Genomic DNA, 21,701 nt, shown 5'->3' with positions numbered 1-21,701 from the left:
GTCCCAGCCCTGCGGGTCTCGGCACGGCGCAGCAGCAATCGGCCGACCGGGTTGCGATCACAGGCTGGCAGGCAGCGTGCCAGCGCCCGGCCGCTCGGCAACAACGCGGCGTCCTCCGGAGGGTCGGCCAACGCTGCAAGGTGTTGCGATCAACAGACCCTTGTCTGCCCTGGCGGAATGGCAGCGATGCGCGGCAACCGATTGCCGCGGCGCACCCGCCGGTCTAAAGCGATGCCATGCCCTTCCCTGGTGTTCCCGCTCCGCGATGCCGCCCGTTGCGCTGACTGCAACGGCGCGGACCGTCGCAACGCTCCTGCTGGGAACGCTGGGCGGCTGGGTCGCCGCGCGCATCGGGCTGCCGCTGCCCTGGATGATGGGGCCGATGCTGCTCGTCGGCGCAACCGGGATCGCAGGCGTCTCGATCCGCGGGCACGGCGTCAGTGTGCCGATGTGGCTGCGCACCTCGATGGTACCGGTGATCGGGGTGATGCTCGGCGCGGGTTTCACGCCAAAGGTCGTGTCCGGCATCGGCGACTGGTGGATCACCCTGCTGGCGCTGATCGCCTTCGTCGGCATCGCTGCGGCGCTCGTCTTTCAGATCTACCGCCGCCTGTTCGGCTTCGACCGGACGACCGCCTTCTTTGCTGCCGTCCCTGGCGGGCTGGTCGAAATGGCGATCATCGGGGAGGGCGCGGGCGGCGACGGCCGGATGATCTCGCTGATCCATTTCTGCCGCATCCTGATGGCGGTGCTGACCATCCCGTTCGTCATGGAGGCGATCTACGGTCCGGTGGGGAGCCGGGCGATCGGTGACGTCGCCAGCGGCTGGGAGATCGAACTCGTCGACATCGCGATCCTCGCAGCCTGCGCCCTCGTCGGCTATTTCGCCGGATCGGCGGTGAAGCTGCCCGGCGCCCAGATCTCCGGCCCGCTCGTGCTGAGCGCCACCGTCCACGGGCTCGGCCTGACCGAAGCCGCGCCGCCACCCGTCATCGTGTTCGCAGCGCAGGTCGTCGTCGGCTCGGCGCTCGGCGCCCGCTTCGCCGGACTGTCGATCCGGGCGGTCGGGAAGGCGCTCGGCGCCTCGGCCACCGCGACGCTGGCGATGCTGACAGTCACCATGGCGGTGTCACTCGGCCTGTATCATTCCGGCCTGGTCGACGAATCGCTGACGGCGCTGGTGCTCGCCTATGCGCCGGGCGGAGTGACCGAGATGAGCCTGATCGCGCTTACCCTCAACGCCGGGGTGGCGTTCGTCGCCACACACCACATCGCCCGGATCTTCATTGCCGTGGGGTTGATGCCGCTGGTCTGGCGTCTGATCTCCACGCGCGGGCCGAACCTGCCGCGCCGCTAGCTGGCGCGCAGACGGTCCAACAGCCGCAGAACGTCCCTGCTGGCCTGCTCGACCTGGGCGATCTCGGCCAGGGCGGCGTCCAGCTTGCCTTCCGCAAACAGCCGCGCGGCGGCCTTGCCATGCTCATGGACCAGCCGGTGCGGGTGTTCCAGCTCGCGGAAGGCGGGCTGCGATGCGTAGGCAGCAGCCGCCGGCCCGTAATACCACTTGCCCAGCCGGCAGGAATGGTGGTCGGAAAGCTCGTCGGGTCGCAGCTTGATGATGCCGCCGGCCATCGCCATCAGCCTCTGCTTCCACATCGCGTGATCGGCCTTGGCGAGGGTAACTACCTTGTGCGGGAAGTTGCAGGCTGCAAGGTCGCCGATCGCGCCGGCAATGTGGGAGCTCAGGCCGTCGGTGCATTTGGCCAGCCGGTCTACCAGCTCGCGGTTACGTCCCGACATCTCGGAGACCTGATGGATGTTCGCGGCGATCTCCTGGACGGCACTGGACTGCTGGGCGAGGACCTGCGCCACATCCGCCATCTCGCCGGCAAGCCCGTCGATGCTGCGGCCGACAGCGTCGATCTCGCTGCCGAGGCGGTTGATGCCCTGGCGTCCCTCCTCGGCAATGGCGGCGCCTTCCGACATGACGGCAGTCATCCTGTCGACCCGCTGCGACAGCGCGTCGATATGGTTGCGGATGCTCTCGGTCGACTGCGCGGTTTGCTGGGCAAGGTTCTTGACCTCGCTGGCGACGACGGCGAAGCCTCTGCCGGCCTCGCCGGCGCGTGCGGCCTCGATCGTCGCATTCAGCGCAAGCAGTCGCGTCTGGTTGGCGATCCACTCGATCGACTTGATGATGCCGCCGATCTCGCGCGAGGCCTCGCCCAGCGCGGCCGCGTCGCCGGTCGCCTGATTGACCAGATCGGCGAGGCGCTGAAACGAACCGATCGCGGCATGTACCTGCGCGACGCTGGCAGCCGTGACGTCGCGAACCCCGTGGGCGGTGCGGGCAACCCGCTGGGACGACTGATCCACTTCCTTCACGGCAGAGGCCATCTCCTCAACGGCCGACGCCATGCCCTGCATCGCCTGTTCGGTCTGATTGATCGGCCGGACCAGTTCGGCGTCGAGAACGCCGACCTCGGCGGCCTGGATTGCCGTCGACACGATCCGGTCGGTCAGGTTCGCGAAGCGCTGCGCCAGCTTCTTGCCGAGATCGGCAAGAAGCTGGCGGAGCTCGTCGTCGCCCACGTCGAGGTCCGCGGTGAAATCACCCTCGGCAAGACGGCGGATGTACTCCTTGACCTCGTCGCTGACCGGATTCCCAGAACGAATGACGTCGCCAGCGGCAACGCGCTTCAACATTCACCCCTCCCCAGATGTGGCTGCACTGTCTGGCAGCCGCGGAGGCGACAATCACATTGAAATGGTTAATCGCGGGATAATGACGAGCCCTGCGATCAGAACCGCCCGCCGGTCCTGAACCCGCCGCCACGGCCGATCGTGCCGCCGGTGCGGAAGCCGCCTGGGGACCGCGGCGCCGGAGACGGCCGCGCGGTTGGCTGGAAGACCGGGCCGCCGCGACTGGTGCCGCCCCGGCTCGGCGGACGACTCGGCGGCGTGTATCGGCCGGCGCCGCGCAGCCCCTTCCACAGATTCGCGCCGGCCATGGCACCACGCAGCAGCGCCCTGAGCATCTCCTCGATCACGCGGTCGTCGAACTCCCACCGCTGGTCGTCGAAACCCTCCGCGACGTAGCGGCCGCGGATCTGTTCGAGGTCGCGGCGCTTTGCCTCGAGATCCTGCTGCAACCGCAGCCGCCGCTGCTGCTCCTCCTCGAGGTCGGCGATCCGGTCATCGAGCCGCATGAGCCGGTCGACGATGGCCTCGTCGGCGGGATCGGGCGTCAACAGCGCCTCGCGGCGCAGCTGGGGCAGCGATTCGGCCCGCAGCGCCTCGATCAGCGTCGCCATGGCGGCCCGGCTCGTCTCGTCCTCGCCGCGCAGCAGTGCCGACCGGGCCGTCTCCAGCTCGTCACGCTGCGCGTCGGCGGCCCTCAGATCCTCGGCGATCGCCGCGATCCGCTCATCCAGAGCGGCAGCGCCGGCCTCGATGTCGAGGATGCCTGCGGCGCGGCGCTGCTCGGCCTCGTAGGCATCGAGTTCCGCCGCCGCAGCCTCCGCCGCCTGCCGCGCGCGCTGCGCATGCTCGCCGAGGCGCAGCGGAATCTCCGTCAGCATCTGGTAGTTGGCCCGGGCAGCCTGGTAGCCGACGAGACCGGCGACCCAGCCGTCAAGGGCGCGGATCAGCCCTCGGCCTCGATACTCCGGGGTGCCGTAGCCGCGGTTCCAGAGATACATGAACAGCGTATCCGCCTCGTAGGGCTGCCCCTTGGCGAGGCGGTCGGCGGCGGCGAGCTCCGCCTTCCGCTCGGCCTCGACGGCGATCCGTTGGGCAGCTTCCACGGCCGCCAGTCGGGCATTGTAGTCGTCGGTCTGGGCAAGGCGTTCGATCAGGGCGGCGTCGGCGCGGTCGACCTCGGCGTGGCGGGCGCTGAGTTCGGCCGCCAGCCGGCTGCGCTCGGCCTCGAGCTCGCGGACTCGGGCCGCCACCTCCTCGACCCGACGACCGTATTCGGCAAGCGCCCGTTCGCGCTCCGCCAGCATCCGCCGCGCCCTGGCCTCGGCGGCCTCCAGCGCACCGCCGATCCTGCGGCCCTGCTCTGCGTCGAGACGGAACCGGGCGAGCTCGCGATAGGCGTCGATCTCCTCGTTGCGCAGCCGCGTGAGCCCGTCGGTCACTTCCGCCACCCGGGCCGCGTACTCTGCCTCCTCGGCCCTCAACGCGGCGATCTCGCGATCGATACGCTGCAATGTCGCGCGCCCGTCGGCCATGATCCTACCAGTCCGTGATCGCGCCGCCGGAGACAGGCATCATGTAGACGGGCTCCAGATGCCCCCGCCGCTTGGCGCCGAGGATGTCGTTCTGGATGATGCCGTCGTCCTCCTTGTCGGCCCGGACACGGGCAAACGTCGTCTCCGGCACCCGCACCCCCCACTGGCTGACCATGCCTGTTTCGCCGGTCTCCTCATTGGTGATCGGAACCGATAAGGGCCGCCCGTTGCGGTCGAGGGCCTCAACGACAAGGTAGTAGTTGCGGGCCTCCTGGTTGACATCAGGAATGCGCCAGAGGCCGCTCGTCGCGCCCGGCCGGGAAACGATGCGCAGGACATATTCCTGCGCAAGTCGCGCCTCGAGCGCCTCGAGCTCGGCGACGGCCTTGCGGGCGGCCTCGACATTGCCGACCTGGAGCGCCTGCTCGCCGGCCGCGTGCGCGGCCTCGGCCTGGCGCAGCGCGTCCGCGACGTCGGTCATTGCGGCGACGTGCCCGGCGAGGTGCTCCAGCGCGCGCGGCAGGGTCTGCGTCATCTCGACATGCAGTGCCTCGGCACGGCGTTCGGACGGCATGGTGACGAACACGTGCCAGGCGGCGGCGGCGAGCAACAGGACAGCCGCGAGCGTGCCGAGGCGACGCCCCCAGACCCGGCGCCGGACGTAGAGCCTGGCGAGCCGGACCTGCAATCCGTCCTCGGGCGGAGAATAGACGAACCGGCTCTCCTTCAGGGCCCTGACACCCTCGGCGAGTATCGCGTCGCTCACCTCGATGCCCTGCGCCCGGTAGATCTCGCGCAGACGCTCGATCAGCCGGGCATCACGATCCTCGTCCGCCAGCTCGCGCGCGACGAGGGTCTCGCGGTGGCGAAGCGTGTCGACGACGTCCATCGCCAGCATCAGGTCGCCGAGTGGCCTTTGGGTCGCGGCTGCGGTATCGGCGGCCATCGTTCATCTCCGGTAGCTCGTCATCGCGGCCGCAGTGAAAAGACGAGCCGGGATCGGGATGCCTCTACGGCAGGGCGACGCCCTCCCGATCCCGGATCGGCCCGACGGCCGTCCGGGCTGACCCACGACGCACTGAGCTTCGCCGCGTTCCCGGACGGCGGTTCCTCGACGTCCAGCACGATTCACGCCGCCGTCAGCGCGTTACCCTCGGCGGCGAGGCGGGCGAGGCGGCGCTTGCCGTCCTCAACCGCCTCGCGAATCTCGGCCGAATTTCGCGTCGCCTGCTCGCGCATCTCGGCGATGATCTCGGCCGATCGCTCCTGAAAGTCGATGACGGAATCGACCAGCATCTTTACGGCATCGGCGCGAACCGTCGGCCCGTAACCGGCCCTCAGGGCCGCCTCCTGAACCTGATCGCCGATTTCGGCGAGCGTCTCCAGGCTTCTGGATATGCCCTCCTTCATCGCGTCGAGCGTCTTGGTCGATTCATGCAGTCCGAACAGACCGGTGAACGAGGCTTTCAGCGCCGTCAGCACGGTCTCGTTGGTCGAGAAGAAGCTCACGGACTGGGCGTAGATGCGTTCCTTGGCGCTCATCGTCTGCATCAGCCGAGCCATGATCACCTCGGAGGTGTTGTAGGCGATGGTCAGATTGTCGGCGAGATCCTTCGCGATCTGGTAGCGCTTGTCCTCGTACTGCATCGCGCGCATCTTCTCGTCGCGGGCAAGCTCGAGCCGGGCGCGCTCTGCCGCCTCGGCGTCGGCACCGGCGGCCGCCTCGACCGCGTTCGACGCCTCGTGCAGCGCCGCCCTGGCGCTGTCCAGCTGGCGCTGCGCCGATTTCAGTACTTCCAGCGCCAGAACTTCGGAGTTCTTCAGCGCGCCGCGGAAGTCGCGATAGGCTTCGAGGATCGTCTGTTCCCGGGCGATCTGGTCCTTGGTGTCGCGGGCAACGTCGAGATAGGTCTTCTTGATGTCGTCGAAGCGCTGGGCAATGTCGCCCCGGCGCACCTTCATCCAGACGGTCTGCAGGCGCTCCCAGGTATCGATGCGCCCGTCAGCAAGCTTGTCGACCATCGACTTCGCGTCGTTGCGGATCGAATCGAAGGCGCGGGTCACCTGCTCGTAGCGTTCGCCGACATTCATCGCCGCGACCTGCTCGCGAACGACCTCGTTGAAGAACGAGGCCTGCTGGAGGGTACGGGCGATGACCACCACCTTGTCGGGTTCGAGGTCGGAGATCTTCTCAAGAAGGGCCATGATCGGCGCCGTCTCGCCCTCTCTGGGGGCAAGCCCGATGTCGCGAAGCGCGCCCATCGCTCGATCGAGATACTGCATCGGTGTCGGCGCAGTCGCTTCCTGCATTCCTGCCTCCCATCGCCGGCCACGTGGCCACAGCTTCGCCGATTTCATAGCATCCGCTACGTGAACCCGCCATGATAGGTCTTCGCCCGTCATTTCCGACGAACCGTCGCGCTCACCGTACGGCCCAGGGGGCAAATGTTCGAACTGCCGCTCCTCGTAATCCTGCTGGCATCGTCACTGCTGATCCTTGCGGTGCTCACCAGCCTGATCGCCTTCAGAATCGGCGCACCGCTGCTGCTGCTGTTCCTTGGCATCGGCCTTGCGGTCGGCGAGGACGGGCTTGGCATACAGTTCGACAATGCGCCGGTCGCCTATTTCATCGGATCGGTCGCGCTCGCGGTGATCCTGTTCGATTCCGGCTTCAATACCCGGTTCGAGACAGCGCAGAGGGCGGCGGGACCCGCGCTGGTGCTGGCCACGATCGGCGTGGTGCTGACCACGGGCCTCGTCGGCGCGCTCGTCCACTATGTCGCCGGGCTGAGCTGGCTCGCCTCGCTGCTGCTCGGGGCGATCATCAGCTCGACGGACGCCGCCGCGGTGTTCTTCCTGCTCCGCGTCGGCGGCATCCACATCCGCGAGCGCGTCCGCTCGACACTGGAGGTCGAGTCGGGCTCGAACGATCCGATGGCGGTGTTCCTCACCGCAACCATCGTCGACCTGATCCTCGCCGGACCTGAGGTCGATGCCCCCGCTCTGACGCTGCTCAACGCCTTCCTGTTCCAGATCGGCTTCGGCGCCGTGTTCGGCATCGCCGGAGGCTGGCTGATCGCGCGGGCCGTGAACCGTCTGAAGCTCGAACCCGGTCTCTATCCGGTCATCGTGCTTGGACTGGCGCTGTTCCTGTTCGCGATCGTCAGCCTGCTCAACGGGTCGGGGTTCCTGGCCGTGTACCTGGCCGGCATGATGACCGGCAACCTCGGCCGGCAGGCCATGCCGCTGCTGCGCCGCTTTCAGGACGGGCTGACCTGGCTGTTCCAGATCGTGATGTTTCTCCTGCTCGGTCTGCTCGCCACGCCGTCCGAATTCGGCCGGATCGCGGTACAGGGGATTGTCATCGCGCTGTTCCTGATCCTGATTGCGCGGCCGGTGGCCGTGTGGCTGTGCCTGCTGCCGTTCCGCTTCTCGCGCGAGGAAACCGCCTTCGTCTCCTGGGTTGGCCTGCGCGGCGCGGTCTCGATCCTGCTGGCGATCCTGCCGATGATCGCGGCCATCCCGGTCGGTCAGGCCTTCTTCAATATCGCCTTCATCGTCGTGCTGACCTCGCTTGTCGTTCAGGGTTGGACGATCCGACCGGTGGCGCGATGGCTGGGGCTGGTGGTACCCCCCGAGATCGGGCCGGTCGAGAAGGTCGAGCTGGAACTGCCCGGCCGGGCGTCGCACGAACTCGTCGTCTACCACATCGTCGAGGACAGCCCGGTGGCCCGCGGCGAGCGCATTCCGCGCTGGGCGCGTCCGGCCCTGGTCGTGCGCGACGGTCGGTCGATGAGCCAGCACGAGGCCGGCCCACCCCGCACCGGCGACTTCGTCTACATCTTCGCCTCGCCCCGCCACATCAAGCTGCTCGACCGCCTGTTCGCCAGCGCCGTGGCGCTCGGCCCGAGCGACAAGGACTACTTCGGGGACTTCGCGCTCGAGGCCGACGCTCCTGTCGGCGAGGTCGCCCGCCAGTACGACATCCCGATCGAACCGTCGCATCCGGATCAGACGCTCGCCGAGTTCATGGTAGAGCATCTGGCCGGCGAGGCGCATCGGGGCGACCGGCTCGAATGCGGCCCGCTGGAGCTGATCGTCCGTGACGTCGACGATGCCGGCAACATTGCGACCGTCGGGATCAGCCTGGGCCAGATCGATACGCCGCGGCGGCGGCTACCGCTGTTCCTCACCCTCGACGACATGCTGAAGCTGTGGCGCGGACGGGCGGGCCGACGCGCCGGACCCGCAAGGCCGGCGCCGGCGCCACAGGCGCGGCAGGGTCCCCGACCCGACGAGCGGACACCGCAACCGCCCGCGGCCCGCTGAGGTCGGACCTGTTCGCTTGCCCGTCGGCATGCGAGCGCAGTGCCCTGTCGGCCATCTCCGCGCGCCGCACCCGCCGATCGTCTGCCCTGCCCCTGACAAGGCCGGAGGGCTCAGATCCTGTCGCGAGCGATCGGCGTGCGCTTGAGGACACGATCCGCGAGACGCTGCCGAGGCTCGCTCGCGCGCTGTTCTGCAGCCACGGTTGAACGCGGCTCAGCCGATCTGGCCAAGCGCCGGAAACTTCTCGAGCAGCCAGAACGACATGGTTGCCATCTGACCGGTCAGGAACATGATGCCGGTCAAAACCATCAGAACGCCCATCGTCTTCTCGACCTTGCCCATATGGGCGCGGAAGCGCCGCATCAGCCCGATGAAGGGTCCGGCGAACAGCGAGGCGAGTACGAAGGGCAGGCCGATGCCGAGCGAATAGATCCCGAGCAGAACGGCCCCGTCGCCAACCGTATCGCGCGTGCCGGCGACGAACAGGATGGCAGCGAGCACCGGGCCGACGCAGGGCGTCCAGCCGAACGCGAAGGCGAGTCCGACGAGATAGGCGCCGGCGATGCCGGCCGGCCGCGCGGCGACGTGGACGCGCGCCTCCCTGTGCAGCAGGCCGATGCGGAACAGCCCGAGGAAATGCAGGCCCATGATGATGATGATCGCCCCGGCGATGTAGCCGAACAGGTCGAGATGCTGCATCACCGTGCGGCCGATCGCCGAGGCGCTGGCGCCGAGCATCACGAATACGGTGGTGAAACCCAGCACGAAGGCGAGTGCGGCGAGGAAGACGGGCAGCCTTGGCGCCCGCTCGCCCTGCTCGCCGGTGAGCTGGTCGAGCGTGGTGCCGGCCAGGAAGCACAGATAGGGCGGTACCAGCGGCAGGACGCAGGGCGAGACGAACGACAGCAGCCCTGCGAGAAAGGCGCCACCGATCGTCACCTCCACGTCCATGCAGCCTGCCTCCCGAAGGCCGGATCGTCCATCACCGGCACAGGTGGTATATATGGCGAGGCGTCGGATTACCGGGGACGGCGTTTCGCCGCAACATGCCATGCTGGCCCGTATCCTCACATTCGCTCTATCATTCGTGATGGCAACGCCGCTACCGGCGGCCGAACTGCTGATGTTCGACGATCCGGGCTGCATGTGGTGCGCGCGATGGGAGGCGGAGGTCGGGCCGGACTATCCAGGCTCGCCGGCCGCCGCGATCGCGCCGCTCAGACGGTTCGACCTGCGCGCCGATCCGCTACCCGAACGGCTGGAGCTCGCCGGCCGCGTCCGCTACACGCCAACCTTCGTGCTGGTCGACAAGGGCCGCGAGGTCGGGCGGATCACCGGCTATCCCGGCCGTCTGGCGTTCTGGGTGCAGCTCGACGGGCTGCTCGGCGAGCTTGAGTCATCCCGACGCGGGGACCGGCCTGCCCCGCCCGGCCGGCAGGACCCCACGGCTGCCGCCACCGCAACGGCCGAATGATGTCGCACGGCCGCGGCAACCCCGCCGCGCCCGATGCGTACATTTGTCGTATGCTTTTGGGGCGGGCTACCCCGATATACCGTTGTTCGTTGCCTGCCGCCCGTCCGCGGGGCCGGGGGATCAGGTGGAGACCGGCAATCCCGATCCGCGGGACCGGTAACAAGGAGGAAGTGAAGTCATGCAACGCTTGATCGTGGCGGCGCTCGCGGGCGTCCTGTTCGCCCTGCCTGCCCATGCCGAGGGAGACGCGGCGAAGGGCGAGAACGTGTTCAAGAAGTGCCGCGCCTGTCATGACGTGGGAGAGGGCGCCAAGCACAAGGTCGGGCCGGAGCTGAACGACCTTTTCGGCCGCACCGCCGGCAGTGTCGAGGGCTTCAACTATTCGGCTGCGATGAAGGCTGCCGGAGAGGAAGGGCTGGTGTGGGACGACGACACCCTCACCCAGTATCTCAAGGATCCGCGCAACTTCGTGCCGAAGAACAAGATGGCCTTCGCCGGCCTCAAGAAGGACGACGAGGTGGCCGACGTCATCGCCTATCTGCGCCAGTTCTCCGAATAGCAGCGACCGACAGCGGTCGCAGCGGAACCTGTTCCGCAACCGCCCGGCGGCCTTGCGACCCGCCGGGCTCTTCGTATGGCAAGCCCATGATGGCGGCGCCCATCGCGGCGCTGCCGAACGTGATCACGAACCCGACGATCAGCAGCCCGATCGCCACAGCCGGGTTCTCGTCGGCGAAGACCAGAGCAGCCAGCGAAACCGCGTCGGTGGCGAGCAGCCCCGCCACAACGATCAGCGCCACCGCGCTCCCGATCGCGGCATTCAGCAACAGGAAGCGCACCAGCAAAGGCAGGCGCCGCATCGGGCGCGGTGCCCTCCCGCAAGCTCCCGGCCCGGCCGATTTCGTCATCGCACGCCTCTCTCTGTCCGGAAACCGGTCCGACGACGCCTCCCGTTCGTATGGCGAATGGCGCCGTTCGCAAGCGGTCAAACGGTCGCATCGCACGGGCACGACATTGACACGACCGGGGCCACTCTATATGTCGAGAAAGCATATGCTCGTTATGTATATTAATAATCGAATATGCTGACACGGTCGAGTCCGGCAAGGTTGGAGAACCGACGATGAACGTGCGTACCCTGTGCCTCGCCATCCTGAACTTCGGCGAGGCAACCGGATACGAGATCCGCAAGCAGTCGATGGACGGCGACTTCAGCTACTTCGTCGACGCGAGCTTCGGCGCGATCTATCCGGCCCTGAGTCGCCTCACCGAGGAGGGGCTGGTCGAATGTCGTGACGAGGTCGCGCCGGGCAAACCGGCCCGCAAGGTCTATTCGATCACCCCGGCCGGCCGTCGCGCCTTCATCGAGGCGCTGCACCAGCCCGTCGCGCCCGACCTGTTCAAGTCGCAGTTTCTGCTCGTCGCCACCTGCGCGGAGTATGTGGAGCCCCGCCACATGGCCGAACTGGTGGCGAAGCGGACTGCCGAGATGGAGAAGGCCCTCGCAGACCTGCGCGCCGCGCGCAGCGACTGCGATCATCCGGGGTCGGTTTGGGCGCTGGATTATGGAATCGCCTGCCACGAGCAGTGCCTCGACTATCTGCACCGACACGGCCCGCAACTCGTCGCCATCGCCGGCACCGCGCTCGGCGCGGAAGCCGCCGAATAGACGTGGAACAGCATCATGCGTACCTCCTACATCTGGGCGGGCATCATCACCCTTGCAATCGCCGGCTGGCTCGCTTCGGGCGAGATCATCATCGGCGGCCAGGGCGATCCGTCCGCGGCGAACAGCAGCCAGGAAGTCTCGCCGGCAACCGGTGCGTCGCAGGCAGTACCGGCGGCCGATCAGGACCGTCCGTTCCGGGTGCGCGCCCGTACCCTGACCGCCACCGAGCGCACCGCGACGCTGTCGGTGCGAGGCCGCACCGAGGCCGATCAGCGCGTCTTGCTCAGGGCACAGACATCCGGCCTGATCGAGGACGTGCTGGTCCGCCAGGGTGACCCGGTGAAGGCCGGAGAGGTGATCTGCCGGATCGAAGCTGGCAGCCGCGAGGCGCATGTGCTGCGCGCCGAAGCGGCCGTGGCACAGGCCGCGCTCGACTTCGAGGGGGCGAGCCGCCTGCAGGACAAGGGGTACGCCGCCGAGGCTCGAGTCCGTGCCGCCAAGGCGGCCCTCGACGCCGCCAGGGCAGATCTCCACGAAAGACAGCTCGATCTCGCGCGTACCCGCATCGTTGCGCCCTTCGACGGCGTGGTGGAGACCCGTCCGGCCGAGATCGGCATGCTGCTGAATGTCGGCGACGTTTGCGCGGAGGTCGTCGCGCACGATCCGATGCTCGTCGTCGCGCAGGTCTCAGAGCGCGATGTCGGCAAGCTGAAGCCCGGCATGCCGGGCCGGGCGCGTCTGGTAACGGGCCAGACGGTCGACGGCACGCTCAGCTACATCGCGCCGTCGGCCGATCCGGCCACCCGCACCTTCCGCATCGAACTGTCGGTTCCCAATCCTGACGGCGAACTGCGTGACGGCGTCACGGCGGAGCTGTTCATTGACACCGAGACGGCGCTGGCGCACCGATTCAGCCCCGCGATCCTCGCGCTCGACGACTCCGGCGTGATCGGCGTGCGCACCATCGTCGACGGCAACAAGGTCGCCTTCGTACCGGTCCATATCCTCGGCAGCGAAGACGGTAAGGTCTGGGTCTCGGGTCTCCCCGACAGCGTCACCATCATCACGGTGGGACAGAACTACGTCAGCGACGGCGAGACCGTCGAGCCGGTGTTCGAGACCGCCCAAAATGCCGAGCCGACCACGGAGGCGGCGCGATGATGCAGGCCCTCGCAGGGATCCTCGGGCGCACGCGCACCGTCCTGACGCTGCTGGTGGCGATGATCATCGCCGGCACGATGGCCTATGTCGGTGTTCCCAAGGAGGCCAACCCCGACATCGACGTGCCGGTGTTCTATGTCTACGTCACCCAGCAGGGGATCTCGCCGGAGGATGCCGAACGGCTGCTGGTAAGGCCGCTGGAGACACGGTTGCGCGGTCTCGACGGGCTGAAGGAGATCACCGGAATCGCCTCGGAAGGCTATGGCGCGATCCTGCTCGAGTTCACCGTCGACTTCGACAAGGACAAGGCCCTGGCCGATGTCCGCGCCAAGGTCGACGAGGCCCGGGCGGAATTGCCCAGCGAAGCCGACGAGCCGCAGGTCATCGAGACAAATTTCAGTCTGGTCCCGACCATCGTCGTGACGCTGTCCGGCAATGTCCCCGAACGGACGCTGCTGCAGCATGCCCGCCGCCTGAAGGACGAGATCGAAAGCATCCCGACCGTGCTCGAGGCCAACCTTGTCGGGCATCGCGAGGAACTGCTCGAAGTCGTTATCGACGCGACCCGGCTGGAGTCCTACGGCGTATCGCAGGAGCAGCTGATCCGGGCCGTCACGCGGAACAACCAGCTGATCCCGGCGGGATTCCTCGATCGCGGCGCCGGCAAGTTCAACGTCAAGGTTCCCGGCCTGTTCCAGGAGGCCGCGGACGTCTACGGGCTGCCGGTCAAGGTGGAGGGCGACGCCGTCGTCACCCTGTCCGACATTGCCGAGATCCGGCGCACCTTCCACGATGCCACCGCATTCAGCCGCTTCAACGGCGAACCTGCCATCGCCATACAGGTCGTCAAGCGCCTCGGTACCAACATCATCGCCAACAATGCCGAGGTGCGCCGCGTCGTCGCCCAGGAGACGGCGGACTGGCCGGAGACCATCCGGATCGGCTTCACGCTCGACATGTCGAAGTTCATCGACGAGGTGCAGGGCTCGCTGCAATCGTCGATCCTGACCGCGATCGCGCTGGTGATGATCGTCGTCGTCGCCGCACTCGGCATGCGGTCGGCGCTGCTGATCGGGCTCGCCATACCGACCTCGTTCCTGATCGGCTTCCTGATCGTCTCGCTGCTCGGCATGACGGTGAACATGATGGTCATGTTCGGCCTGGTGCTCACAGTCGGCATGCTCGTCGACGGGGCGATCGTCATCGTCGAGTACGCCGATCGGAAGATGGCGGAAGGCCTGAATCGCAAGGAGGCCTATACGCTCGCGGCGCAGCGGATGTTCTGGCCGATCTTCTCCTCGACCGCCACGACGCTGGCTGCCTTCCTGCCCATGCTGCTGTGGCCCGGGGTTTCCGGCGAGTTCATGAGCTATCTGCCGATCATGGTGGTGATCGTGCTGACGGCGGCGCTGTTCACCGCGATGATCTTCCTGCCGGTGCTCGGCGGCATCTTCGGCAAGACCTCGGCAAGGCCCGAGGACATGGACGAGGCGCGCAAGCTTGCTGGCACCTCGCGGGTCGATTATCGGGAGATCCGCGGGTTCACCGGCATCTATGTGCGTTTCCTGAAGATCGCGGCGGGCCACCCGCTCGGCAATCTTGCCGTGATTGCCGGCGCGCTCGTGGTCTGTGTCGGGGTCTTCGTCGCCTTCGGCCGCCACAATGCCGGTGTCGAGTTCTTCGTCGAGGAGGAGCCGGAGCAGGTCGTCGTTCTGGTGCGCGGACGCGGCAACCTATCGGCCGCCGAGCAGCGCGACCTGGTGCTGGAGGCCGAGCGGCAGATCCTCGAGATCGACGGCATCGAGACGGTGTTCAGCACCATCGGCCAGGCCGGAGCCGGCGGACCGCAGGTCGGCGGGGTCCAGGACAAGCCGAACGACGTGATCGGCGAGCTGTTGATCGAACTGTCCGACTATTGCTGCCGTCGCAAGTCGCAGGCGATCTTCGCCGAACTGCGCGAGCGAACCGCCCCGATCCCAGGCATCATCGTCGAGATCCGCAAGGTCGAGGGAGGACCACCGACAGGCAAGGACATCCGTCTGGAGGTGACGTCCAGCAACTACGAGCAGGTCAAGGCGGCCGCGGATCTGGTCCGCCGGCATCTCGAAACCGAGGTCGAGGGGCTGCGCGACATCGAAGATTCGCGCCCGCTGCCGGGGATAGAGTGGAAATTGACGGTAGACCGTCAGGAAGCCGGCCGGTTCGGTGCCGACGTGGCCTCGGTCGGCGGCATGATCCAGCTCGTCACCAACGGCATCCTGGTCGGCAAGTACCGCCCGGACGATTCCGAGGACGAGATCGAGATCCGGGTGCGGCTGCCCGAGGCCGAGCGCAACCTCGACAGGCTCGATTCCCTGCGCATCTCGACGCCGGCCGGCATGGTGCCAATCCGCAACTTCGTGCAGCGCGAGGCGCAACCGAAGGTGTCGTCGATAACGCGGCAGAACGGTCGCTATGCCATCGACGTCAAGGCGAACGTCGTCAAGGAGGACGGCTATCTGGCCGACGACAAGGTGAGGGAGCTTGAGGCCTGGCTCCGCGCTCAGGACTGGCCCGTCGGTACCTCCTTCCGCTTCCGCGGTGCCGACGAGGAGCAGAAGGAGGCGCAGGACTTTCTCGGCAAGGCGGCGCTCGCCTCGCTGTTCATCATGTTCGTGATCCTGGTGACGCAGTTCAACAGCTTCTACCAGACGATCCTCACGCTCTCGACAGTGATCATGTCGGTCGTCGGCGTGCTGATCGGCATGCTGGTCACCGGTCAGAAGTTCTCCGTCATCATGACGGGTACCGGCGTGGTGGCGCTGGCAGGCATCGTCGTCAACAACGCCATCGTCCTGATCGACACCCACAACCGCCTAAGCGAGTCCGGCCTGTCCGGCCTCGACGCAGTGCTGCGGTCCTGCGCCCAACGACTGCGCCCGATCCTGCTCACCACGATCACCACGATCATGGGCCTGGTCCCGATGGCGCTGCAGATCAACTTCGACTTCTTCGCGCCAAGCATCCATGTCGGCGGCATCACCTCGATCTGGTGGGTGCAGCTGTCGACTGCGGTGATCTTCGGGCTCGGCTTCTCGACGGTGCTGACGCTGATCGTGATCCCGACCATGCTAGCGATGCCGAGCGTCTGGCGCGACCGCTGGCAGGCCTGGCGCGGGCGCCGGCACGTCGAAGCGGCCGAGGCAATGCCCGTCGCCGGGACTCCCCCCGCCCGCCCTGCCCTGCCTCAGGCCGCGGAATAGGACACCCGACGGCATGCAGCAGCTGCACGTGATCCCGGGCTGACTGCCGACGTGCCGGTCGATCCGGGATCGGCAGTGCGGATCGGCGGCCAAGAGGCGGGCGGATCCCGGCTCGCGGCTTCGCCCCGGCCGGGACGACGGGCAGCGCGCGGATGATCACTGTCCGCCCGCAGCCCCCTCCCCCGACTCCGCCCTATCCTGCTCGGCATGAGCTGCCGCGCGCTTGCGGTGCGCACTGTAGGCGAAGGGGAGCGCGGCGAGATAGGCGAGCGTCGCCGCCGTCAGGGTTGGCCACGGAAACGCGATCAGCACTGCGACGAGCAGCACGACCCCCATGAATACCGGCAGTACCATGTCGCGCGGGATGCGTTCGCCGATCCGCTTGCCGGAAAAGGTCGGCAGGCGGCTGATCATCAGGAAGGCGATGGCCAGTTCGTAGATGAGCACCAACGGCGCTTCCGCCTCGAACGCCGGCAGGCCGGAAAGGTGCAGATAGACCGGCAGGAGCACGGTCAGCGCCCCGGCAGGGGCGGGCACGCCGGTGAAGAAGTCGCCCGCCCAGGCCGGCCGGCCGGGATCGTCAAGCTGGACGTTGAAACGGGCCAGCCGGAGAGCGGCGCACACCGCAAAGACCAGTCCGGCGATCCAGCCGATATTGCCCAGCCCGTTCAGCACCCAGGCATAGAGCAGGATCGCAGGCGCCACGCCGAAATTGACGAAGTCGGCAAGAGAGTCGAGTTCGGCGCCGAAGCGCGAGGTCGATTTCAGAAAGCGGGCGACGCGACCGTCCAGCGCATCCAGGACGGCAGCCAGCACGATCGCGGCGATGGCGATCTCGAAACGGCCCTCGAAACTCATGCGGATCGAGGTCAGCCCGCTGCACAGCGCCAGCAGCGTCAGAATGCTGGGCAGCAGCATGCGGAGCGGCACGCGGCGGATGCGCCGGTGGCGGCCGACCGGCGCATCGGGCTCGAAGGGTGGGAATGGCATCGACATTGCGGGTCCGCTACTCCTCGGTCGCCTCGCTCGGCCTCATCCGGTCGGGCGATCCGACCTATTAGCCCAGAAGGCGTCGATCCGACACCGCAATCGGACGGGTCACGACACGCGGTAGGTGCGTTCGGCGGTTCCGGCGCGGTCCGCGCCGAGATCAGCGATCACCGTTTCTCCCGCGATTGCGGTCTGCCCGACGGTGACCAGTGGCCTGGTGCCGGGCGGCAGATAGTGGTCCACCCGGCTGCCGAAGCGGATCAGCCCGATCCGATCTCCGGCAACCACCGCCTCTCCCTCCCGCACGAAGCAGACGATGCGGCGCGCCACCAGACCTGCGATCTGCACGACGCCGATTGTGGCGCCGGCATCGGTCTCGATCCGGAAGCAATTGCGCTCGTTGTCCTCGCTCGCCTTGTCGAGATCGGCATTCAGGAATGCCCCCGGTCGATAGGCGATCCTGGCGATCCGGCCGGACACCGGCGCGCGGTTCACATGGACGTTGAAGACATTCATGAAGACCGAGACGCGCGGCAGCGGCCGGTCGCCGAGCCCGAGCTCGGGCGGCGGCACAGCCTCGGCGACCGACGAGACGCGCCCGTCGGCACCGCTGACCACCAACCCCGGCGCGACCGGCGTGACGCGGACGGGATCGCGGAAGAAGTAGGCCACCCAAAGTCCGAGCAGCACGGCCAGCCAGGCGAAAGGCGAGGACAGGACGAACAGGATCAGTGCCGCGACGGCGCAGATCAGCAGGAAGGGCCTCGCCTCACGGTGGACCGGCACGACGGTCTTGCGGATGCTCGATATCAGCGAGTCGATCATTCCCCGGCTCCCGGCGCGGCCGGATCCTGCCCGGCCCGTCTGCGGTTCAAGTCCAGATACCCTTCGGCGTCCTCCTCGACCGTACGCCGGAGGCGCTCGGCCGCCTCTGCCGCCTCGCGCTGGCGGTTCCACATGCCCGCATAGATGCCCCCCTTGGCCAGCAGATCGGCATGATGTCCCTTCTCGACGATTCGACCCCTTTCCAGGACGATGATCTCGTCCGCATCGACCACCGTCGAGAGCCGATGTGCGATCATCAGCGTGGTGCGGCCGCGTGCGACCACGCCGAGGGCAGCCTGTATCTCCTTCTCGGTGTGGGTGTCGAGTGCTGAGGTCGCCTCATCGAGGATCAGGATCGGCGGCCCCTTGAGAATGGTACGCGCGATGGCGATGCGCTGCTTCTCGCCACCCGACAGCTTGAGTCCGCGTTCCCCCACCTCGGTATCGTAGCCTGCGGGCAACTGGCGGATGAAGGAGTCGATCTGCGCCAGCCGGGCCGCCTCCTCGACCTCCTCCCGGGTTGCATCGGGGCGGCCATAGCGGATGTTGTAGAGGATGGTGTCATTGAACAGCACGGCATCCTGCGGAACCATGCCGATCGCCCGGCGCAGCGACTCCTGAGTCACCTCGCGGATATCCTGACCGTCGATCGTCACCCGGCCGCCCGCGACATCGTAGAAGCGGAACAGGATGCGCGAGATCGTCGACTTGCCTGCTCCGCTCGGACCGACGATCGCCACCATCCGCCCGGCCGGCACCTCGAAGCTGATGCCGTGCAGGATCGGCCGGTCGGGGCTGTAGTGGAAGCGGACGTCCTCGAAGCGGACGGTTCCCTCGGAAACCACAAGCGGCCGCGCGTCCGGCCGGTCAGCCACCTCGGGATCCTGATCCAGAAGGCCGAACATGGTTTCGACGTCGACGAGCCCCTGCTTCATCTCGCGGTACAGCGTGCCGAGAAAGTTCAGCGGCATGTAGAGCTGGATCAGCAGCGCGTTGATCATCACGAAGTCACCGACGCTCTGGCTGCCCGCAACCACGGCCGACGCCGACATCAGCATGCAGGCGGTCATGCCGGCGGTGAAGATGACCGCCTGCCCCATGTTCAGCATCGCCAGCGAGGTCCAGGTGCGGATCGCAGCGGCCTCGTAGCGGGCCATGGAGCGGTCGTAGCGCTCGGCCTCCATCCGTTCATTGCCGAAGTACTTGACCGTCTCGTAGTTCAGGAGGCTGTCGACGGCCTTGAAGCTCGCGTCGTTGTCGGAGTCGTTCATCACCCGGCGGATGGCGATCCGGCGGTTGCTCGCCCAGACGGTGAAGGCGAGATAGGCGGCGATCATCGCCAGCAGAACCCAGACGTAGTTCAGGTCGAACTGCCAGGCGACGACCATGGCCACCAGCACGAACTCGACGATGGTCGGGATCAGCGCCAGGATCGCGAGCCGGACGATCTCCTCGATGCCCTTGGTGCCGCGCTCGATGATGCGGCTCAACCCGCCGGTGCGGCGCTCCAGGTGGAAGCGCAGGGATAGGCGGTGCATGTGCTCGAAGGTCCTGTAGGCGAGTTCGCGCACGGCGTGCTGGCCGACCCTGGCGAACAAGGCGTCGCGCGCCTGGGTGAAGCCTGCCATCGATACGCGCGCGACGCCGTAGGCGACGACGAGGGCCAGCGGCACGGCTGCGAACTTGAGCGCCTCGGGCACTCCCGCAGCAAATCCGGCCGGATCGTTGAGCGCGTCCACCGCCCACTTGTAGACGTAGGGGACCAGCACCGTGACGATCTTGGCCGCCAGCAGCAAGGCAAGCGCGATCACGGCGCGCAGCTTCAGATCCGGTCGGCCGCCGGGCCAGATGTAGGGCCACAGATCACGCAGCGTGCCGAAGGTGGACGCCTCGGCATCGATGCGGCGTGCCCGGGGATGGGCAGGGGCTACGCTGTCACTCACTCGGTTGATCGCCATGTCGGGGGAGGCGGCCGCTGCTGCACGCGGCCGCCACGGCGCCGGTTCGGCCCCTCTCAACCCTTGGGTCGATCGTCATCTTCCTCCAGGACAGGGATCGTGAAGACCTGTCCCGGATAGATGAGATGCGGATTGCGGATCTGGTTCTTGTTGGCCTCGTAGATGACCGTGTGGCGGATGCCCTTGCCATAGATCTTGCGGGCAATGCGCCACAGATTGTCTCCTCGGCTGATCATGATGACCGAACTCTGGCCGGAGGCGCCTGGCTGGCCGGCGGGGGCGACCTGCCCTGCCTGGTCGCCGCGCGCCACGATGGTGATGCCCGAGCCGTCGCTCGCCGGCTCGCCGGTCTCCTGCGCGGCCTGCTCCTCCTCGAGCGCAACCTGCAGCCGGTCGAAGCGCACTTCGGCTCGACCAAGCACATTTCCCTGCTCATCTATGACGTCGGCGCGCACCTCGTAGCGGCCCGGCGGCATCGCCCGCTCGAGGGTCCCGCTCCAGCGCCCCGTGGCGCCGGCCTTCAGGTCCGCGAGACGTTCGTTGTTCAGATAGATGCGCACCGATGCGCCCTCCCTGGCGCGTCCGCCCAGCATCAGCGTCGCCGGCTCCTCGACCTCGACGGTCTCGATGCTCACCTGAACGTCCGAATCGGACGGGCTGTCCGCAACCAGCGGCGAAGATGGCGGTGGCGGGTCGGCCGCGGGCGCGGCGACCGGCTGGCCACCGGCTGCCGTCTCCTGCGGCTGCGGCCCAGACCGCATTTCGGCGACCTCTCCGGGTTCGGAGTTGGCCGCGGGCTCGTCGTCGGCGGCAGCGGCCACGCGCTCCCCGGTCGCTGGTACGGTGGACTGGCCGGACGCCGCCGATGCGGGCGCGGGCGCACCCCGTTCCGTCGCCGGGGCAGCGGCGGCCGGCGCCGACCCTGCTGCTGGCGCAGGGGGTGTCTGATCCGATCCGTCCGCGGTCGCTGCCACAACCGTCGGCGCTCCCTGCTCTCCGGCCGCAGGCTCCGGCGCTGCCGGCGCGGCGGCATCCGGGGCGCGGTCCATGCCGGATGCGACCGCAGTATCCGGCGCCGTGGCAGGCGCCTCGGTCTCCGGCGCCGCGGTCTGCCCGGCCGCGACAACCTGCTGCTCGCTGGCCTCGGGGTGCTGCACGACCCGTGTCGGCTGGTCCGGCGGCGTCACCGCGACGAGGGGCGTGCGGTCCGGCCCCTCGATCACCACCGTGACACGATCCCCTTCGACCATCTCGCCGGTGCCATCCGGGCCGGTGGCGCGGACCAGCAGGTCGTAAGACCCCGGTGCCAGCGTTCGGTCGGAGACGAGCGCCCACTCGCCACCGGCATTCGCGGTCGCTTCCGCAAGCACCTCGTCCGTCAGCACCAGTTCGACGCGCGCGCCGCCGGACGATTGTCCCGCCGCGACGATCTCGCCGGTCGGTTCGACACGGACGAGATCGAAGGTTGGGGCGATGGTCTTGGCCGGGCCGGCGGTGGTCGGCGCCTCGTCGTTCACCGGCGCCGGCTGCTCGGCGACCTCGGACCGCTTCAGCAGGTCGGTCCCTTCGTAGATCCCATAGAGGCCTGCGCCGAGCGCGGCAAAGCCGGCGATGATGTAGACGATGAGTTTGATCGACAGGGGCATTTGGAGACCGGCCCTCCGCACGATGGCGTTACGGGGCGCGACGGAACGTGGGGGCGAGGGTCGAACGCCCGCGGCGGGCGCCATCCCCCCAATGTCGGCGTATCACCCGTTCACACCTCACCTATATGTTGGAGAATGAAAGGACAAGGCCGGCAACACAAAATGCCGGTAT

The 21,701-nt window shown here is 67.7% G+C and carries 17 protein-coding genes; 7 read left to right on the top strand and 10 right to left on the bottom strand.

Annotated elements, in window-relative coordinates; genetic code table 11:
• Positions 1-265: 265 nt before the first annotated feature.
• A complete protein-coding gene (locus tag EDC22_RS16110; RefSeq protein ID WP_165926946.1) occupies positions 266-1,357 on the top strand; it encodes an AbrB family transcriptional regulator in 1,092 nt (363 codons plus the stop codon).
• Here the strand turns inward: EDC22_RS16110 and EDC22_RS16105 are convergent.
• The 4 genes from EDC22_RS16105 to EDC22_RS16090 form a co-directional block, all read right to left on the bottom strand.
• A complete protein-coding gene (locus EDC22_RS16105) occupies positions 1,354-2,706 on the bottom strand; it encodes a methyl-accepting chemotaxis protein (protein ID WP_132807705.1) in 1,353 nt (450 codons plus the stop codon). The two genes, EDC22_RS16110 and EDC22_RS16105, sit on opposite strands and share 4 nt — an antisense overlap.
• 95 nt (positions 2,707-2,801) lie before the next feature.
• Positions 2,802-4,235 (bottom strand): coiled-coil domain-containing protein, encoded by a 1,434-nt coding sequence (locus tag EDC22_RS16100; RefSeq protein ID WP_132807704.1) that lies wholly within the window; start codon positions 4,233-4,235, stop codon positions 2,802-2,804.
• Between the two features lie 4 nt (positions 4,236-4,239).
• Positions 4,240-5,181: a DUF6384 family protein gene (locus EDC22_RS16095; protein ID WP_132807703.1), complete on the bottom strand. Its 942-nt coding sequence runs from the start codon at positions 5,179-5,181 to the stop codon at positions 4,240-4,242.
• 182 nt (positions 5,182-5,363) lie between these two features.
• On the bottom strand, positions 5,364-6,545 hold the full coding sequence (locus EDC22_RS16090) for a cell surface protein (protein WP_132807702.1): 1,182 nt from the start codon (positions 6,543-6,545) through the stop codon (positions 5,364-5,366).
• A gap of 135 nt (positions 6,546-6,680) precedes the next feature.
• On the opposite strand from EDC22_RS16090, the gene EDC22_RS16085 reads away from it, so the two are divergent.
• Positions 6,681-8,564, top strand: coding sequence for a potassium/proton antiporter (locus EDC22_RS16085; protein WP_132807701.1), 1,884 nt, complete (start codon positions 6,681-6,683; stop codon positions 8,562-8,564).
• A 213-nt stretch (positions 8,565-8,777) separates the two neighbouring features.
• On the opposite strand, the gene EDC22_RS16080 is transcribed toward EDC22_RS16085, so the two are convergent.
• Positions 8,778-9,515, bottom strand: coding sequence for a cytochrome c biogenesis CcdA family protein (locus tag EDC22_RS16080; protein WP_132807700.1), 738 nt, complete (start codon positions 9,513-9,515; stop codon positions 8,778-8,780).
• Between the two features lie 52 nt (positions 9,516-9,567).
• Between EDC22_RS16080 and EDC22_RS16075 the strand changes: the two genes are divergently transcribed.
• Complete coding sequence (locus EDC22_RS16075; RefSeq protein ID WP_207903805.1) at positions 9,568-10,038, top strand: thioredoxin domain-containing protein; 471 nt, start codon at positions 9,568-9,570, stop codon at positions 10,036-10,038.
• Between the two features lie 178 nt (positions 10,039-10,216).
• The gene (locus EDC22_RS16070; protein WP_132807699.1) at positions 10,217-10,597 is read left to right on the top strand and encodes a c-type cytochrome; all 381 of its coding nucleotides are present in this window, start codon (positions 10,217-10,219) and stop codon (positions 10,595-10,597) included.
• Here EDC22_RS16070 and EDC22_RS16065 read toward each other — a convergent pair.
• Positions 10,566-10,883, bottom strand: coding sequence for a hypothetical protein (locus EDC22_RS16065; RefSeq protein ID WP_132807698.1), 318 nt, complete (start codon positions 10,881-10,883; stop codon positions 10,566-10,568). The genes EDC22_RS16070 and EDC22_RS16065 overlap by 32 nt on opposite strands.
• A gap of 278 nt (positions 10,884-11,161) precedes the next feature.
• On the opposite strand from EDC22_RS16065, the gene EDC22_RS16060 reads away from it, so the two are divergent.
• Genes EDC22_RS16060 through EDC22_RS16050 form a run of 3 tightly spaced genes read left to right on the top strand, consistent with a single transcriptional unit; the run spans position 11,162 to position 16,110 of the window.
• Positions 11,162-11,707, top strand: a complete 546-nt coding sequence (locus tag EDC22_RS16060; RefSeq protein WP_132807697.1) for a PadR family transcriptional regulator — start codon at positions 11,162-11,164, stop codon at positions 11,705-11,707.
• Between the two features lie 15 nt (positions 11,708-11,722).
• Positions 11,723-12,868 (top strand): efflux RND transporter periplasmic adaptor subunit, encoded by a 1,146-nt coding sequence (locus EDC22_RS16055; RefSeq protein ID WP_132807696.1) that lies wholly within the window; start codon positions 11,723-11,725, stop codon positions 12,866-12,868.
• Positions 12,865-16,110 (top strand): efflux RND transporter permease subunit, encoded by a 3,246-nt coding sequence (locus EDC22_RS16050; RefSeq protein WP_132807695.1) that lies wholly within the window; start codon positions 12,865-12,867, stop codon positions 16,108-16,110. The genes EDC22_RS16055 and EDC22_RS16050 overlap by 4 nt, the downstream gene beginning before the upstream one ends.
• Before the next feature lie 156 nt (positions 16,111-16,266).
• On the opposite strand, the gene pssA is transcribed toward EDC22_RS16050, so the two are convergent.
• From pssA to EDC22_RS16030, 4 genes are all read right to left on the bottom strand, one after another.
• The gene (pssA, locus tag EDC22_RS16045; protein WP_132807694.1) at positions 16,267-17,106 is read right to left on the bottom strand and encodes a CDP-diacylglycerol--serine O-phosphatidyltransferase; all 840 of its coding nucleotides are present in this window, start codon (positions 17,104-17,106) and stop codon (positions 16,267-16,269) included.
• A 102-nt stretch (positions 17,107-17,208) separates the two neighbouring features.
• On the bottom strand, positions 17,209-17,925 hold the full coding sequence (locus EDC22_RS16040) for a phosphatidylserine decarboxylase (protein WP_132807693.1): 717 nt from the start codon (positions 17,923-17,925) through the stop codon (positions 17,209-17,211).
• Complete coding sequence (locus EDC22_RS16035; RefSeq protein WP_132807692.1) at positions 17,922-19,883, bottom strand: ABCB family ABC transporter ATP-binding protein/permease; 1,962 nt, start codon at positions 19,881-19,883, stop codon at positions 17,922-17,924. The genes EDC22_RS16040 and EDC22_RS16035 overlap by 4 nt, the downstream gene beginning before the upstream one ends.
• Before the next feature lie 56 nt (positions 19,884-19,939).
• Positions 19,940-21,529 carry a LysM peptidoglycan-binding domain-containing protein gene (locus EDC22_RS16030; RefSeq protein ID WP_132807691.1) on the bottom strand — a complete coding sequence of 530 codons (1,590 nt, stop codon included), beginning with the start codon at positions 21,527-21,529 and terminating at the stop codon, positions 19,940-19,942.
• Positions 21,530-21,701 lie beyond the last annotated feature (172 nt).

The organism is Tepidamorphus gemmatus, assembly GCF_004346195.1.
Taxonomy (GTDB): domain Bacteria; phylum Pseudomonadota; class Alphaproteobacteria; order Rhizobiales; family Tepidamorphaceae; genus Tepidamorphus; species Tepidamorphus gemmatus.
Note: the sequence above shows the minus strand (reverse complement) of the source record. Positions and strands in the feature narration are given on the sequence as shown.

Bases quoted from the DNA above. Each gene is read 5' to 3' on its own strand.
- EDC22_RS16050 (WP_132807695.1), top strand. From the start codon at position 12,865: ATGATGCAGGCCCTCGCAGGGATCCTCGGGCGCACGCGCACCGTCCTG.
- EDC22_RS16080 (WP_132807700.1), bottom strand. From the start codon at position 9,515: ATGGACGTGGAGGTGACGATCGGTGGCGCCTTTCTCGCAGGGCTGCTG.
- EDC22_RS16095 (WP_132807703.1), bottom strand. From the start codon at position 5,181: ATGGCCGCCGATACCGCAGCCGCGACCCAAAGGCCACTCGGCGACCTG.
- EDC22_RS16090 (WP_132807702.1), bottom strand. From the start codon at position 6,545: ATGCAGGAAGCGACTGCGCCGACACCGATGCAGTATCTCGATCGAGCG.
- EDC22_RS16085 (WP_132807701.1), top strand. From the start codon at position 6,681: ATGTTCGAACTGCCGCTCCTCGTAATCCTGCTGGCATCGTCACTGCTG.
- EDC22_RS16030 (WP_132807691.1), bottom strand. From the start codon at position 21,529: ATGCCCCTGTCGATCAAACTCATCGTCTACATCATCGCCGGCTTTGCC.
- EDC22_RS16035 (WP_132807692.1), bottom strand. From the start codon at position 19,883: ATGGCGATCAACCGAGTGAGTGACAGCGTAGCCCCTGCCCATCCCCGG.
- pssA (WP_132807694.1), bottom strand. From the start codon at position 17,106: ATGTCGATGCCATTCCCACCCTTCGAGCCCGATGCGCCGGTCGGCCGC.
- EDC22_RS16100 (WP_132807704.1), bottom strand. From the start codon at position 4,235: ATGGCCGACGGGCGCGCGACATTGCAGCGTATCGATCGCGAGATCGCC.
- EDC22_RS16110 (WP_165926946.1), top strand. From the start codon at position 266: ATGCCGCCCGTTGCGCTGACTGCAACGGCGCGGACCGTCGCAACGCTC.
- EDC22_RS16060 (WP_132807697.1), top strand. From the start codon at position 11,162: ATGAACGTGCGTACCCTGTGCCTCGCCATCCTGAACTTCGGCGAGGCA.
- EDC22_RS16075 (WP_207903805.1), top strand. From the start codon at position 9,568: ATGGCGAGGCGTCGGATTACCGGGGACGGCGTTTCGCCGCAACATGCC.
- EDC22_RS16040 (WP_132807693.1), bottom strand. From the start codon at position 17,925: ATGATCGACTCGCTGATATCGAGCATCCGCAAGACCGTCGTGCCGGTC.
- EDC22_RS16055 (WP_132807696.1), top strand. From the start codon at position 11,723: ATGCGTACCTCCTACATCTGGGCGGGCATCATCACCCTTGCAATCGCC.
- EDC22_RS16070 (WP_132807699.1), top strand. From the start codon at position 10,217: ATGCAACGCTTGATCGTGGCGGCGCTCGCGGGCGTCCTGTTCGCCCTG.
- EDC22_RS16105 (WP_132807705.1), bottom strand. From the start codon at position 2,706: ATGTTGAAGCGCGTTGCCGCTGGCGACGTCATTCGTTCTGGGAATCCG.